Below are 1,622 nucleotides of genomic sequence, written 5' to 3'. Positions count from 1 at the left end.
ATTTTTTGCCATGCTACACCTCCATCATATCTGGATAATCTTTCACATGCCTTAAGATAAGCATGGCGGAGTAAAAATGGTAATCAAAAAAGTTTATGGCTTTTTCCGGTTAATAGCTCGTAGTTTAGTTTTTGACTTTTCAGGGAGTTTCTCCAGTCGTGCAGCGGTTGGCTTGCTCCAGGTGTTGTAGTGACAGGTTTTCACCAGCTTTTGTAAAGGCAACTTGGTAACTCATTTTGGCTTTGCTGTTTTCCAGCTTTCTGGTTTTGGCAATTTTGCAGCTCTGAATCTTTCCAGTTTCAGCAACGGCAGCCATTCTCCAGGTTTTGAAAAGTTTGGTTTTCTCCAGCAATTGCAAAAGTAGTCTGATAGCTCGTTGGGGTTTTTCGTTTTTTATGTTTTTGGTAGGTTTAGTTTCAGGTCATCTTAGGCCTGACTTTGTTTAATAAATTCGGGTGATAAGCAGCGGTCTGAAAGTTAACAAGTCGCCCAAGCTGACGCCGACACGCACCGATTTTTCCAGTAAAGCATCGGCGGCGCAGCTTAGCTCACCGTTAGCTCTAAATATTATGCTTATTTATTACTCCCCAAATAGCGATCCAATGCTTTTTGATTCTATAGATGGCTTGCGTAAACTACATAAACGTTTTGAAGAGTTCCTTGCATCATCTTCTCAATACATTGAATTTAATGCCATAACAGCAAGTGACCCTTCACCATATGATGAACTTCTTAGGGGCTTACGCGTAATAAAAAACAGCGGTGCGGCTCAACTAACATTCTCAAATGATAGCTGGCTTGTATTAACTGGGTCATTAAACGATCTTACTAAATTTACTAAAAAGCTTCTGGTTGAAAGAGATGGCTCGCATCATCACTGGTATAGTAATCCTCTGTCGCTAATAATTGAAGCTGATTAATAGGAGAGTTATAGTGGAGCTAACAATTCGCCCATGCCGACGCCGGGGGGCTGCGTGGGCTTAACCAGCAAAGCGGCGGCGCGGCATAGCTTTCCGTTAGCTCATGAGGCCCACTTCATATGTCTTGTATTTTAAGGGTTTACGGCAATAGTCTTGATATCGAAATGCTATTGGATCAACTCGAACTTGAACCTTATCAATGGTGGGAAAAAGATGAGTTAAGAGTTCCGAACAATCCAAGCTTTGGAGTTCGCAATTACTCTGGGGCTAATTTTATCGCAAGCAAAGCTAAGATGCATAGCTTTGATACTCAGGTTGAAGAAACATTAGTATTTTTGGAAAGAAACAAAGTTGATATTTTAAAAATTACTTCATTTTTAGGTGTTGAGGGCGCGGATTTGGATTTTTCTATTGCTCTTGGCGATACTTATACTCATACAGACTATCTGTCACCAAAGTTTTTGTGTGCTGTAGCAAAATTTGGGTTAGGCGTTTCACTCTCTCACTATCCTACAACCGAAAAAGATGAGAGCTAACAAGTCGCCCATGCCGACGCCGGGGAGCTGCGTGGGCTTAACCAGCAAAGCGGCGGCGCGGCATAGCTCGCCGTTGTGCTTTTTATGAAAATACCTATGTGGCCTTTTAAACAAAAGAATAATGAAATTAAATATATAAAGAAATCGTTTGGTCAATTTTTATCCC

The 1,622-nt window shown here is 41.2% G+C and carries 3 protein-coding genes; 2 read left to right on the top strand and 1 reads right to left on the bottom strand.

The features are described from left to right. Nucleotides 1-139: 139 nt before the first annotated feature. Nucleotides 140-316, bottom strand: coding sequence for a hypothetical protein (locus tag K245_RS27945; protein ID WP_156906882.1), 177 nt, complete (start codon nucleotides 314-316; stop codon nucleotides 140-142). A 286-nt stretch (nucleotides 317-602) separates the two neighbouring features. Here K245_RS27945 and K245_RS0121605 point away from each other — a divergent pair, with 286 nt between their 5' ends. Both K245_RS0121605 and K245_RS0121600 read left to right on the top strand, forming a co-directional pair. Continuing rightward, on the top strand, nucleotides 603-920 hold the full coding sequence (locus K245_RS0121605; RefSeq protein ID WP_027360815.1) for a hypothetical protein: 318 nt from the start codon (nucleotides 603-605) through the stop codon (nucleotides 918-920). Nucleotides 921-1,039: 119 nt separating this feature from the next. Beyond that, nucleotides 1,040-1,456, top strand: coding sequence for a hypothetical protein (locus tag K245_RS0121600; RefSeq protein WP_027360814.1), 417 nt, complete (start codon nucleotides 1,040-1,042; stop codon nucleotides 1,454-1,456). Nucleotides 1,457-1,622 lie beyond the last annotated feature (166 nt).

This window comes from Desulforegula conservatrix Mb1Pa (genome assembly GCF_000426225.1).
GTDB classification, from domain to species: domain Bacteria; phylum Desulfobacterota; class Desulfobacteria; order Desulfobacterales; family Desulforegulaceae; genus Desulforegula; species Desulforegula conservatrix.
The sequence above is the reverse complement of the archived record's forward strand: the minus strand, read 5'-3'. Positions and strand labels throughout refer to the sequence as shown.

Bases quoted from the DNA above. Each gene is read 5' to 3' on its own strand.
- K245_RS27945 (WP_156906882.1), bottom strand. From the start codon at position 316: ATGGCTGCCGTTGCTGAAACTGGAAAGATTCAGAGCTGCAAAATTGCC.
- K245_RS0121605 (WP_027360815.1), top strand. From the start codon at position 603: ATGCTTTTTGATTCTATAGATGGCTTGCGTAAACTACATAAACGTTTT.
- K245_RS0121600 (WP_027360814.1), top strand. From the start codon at position 1,040: ATGTCTTGTATTTTAAGGGTTTACGGCAATAGTCTTGATATCGAAATG.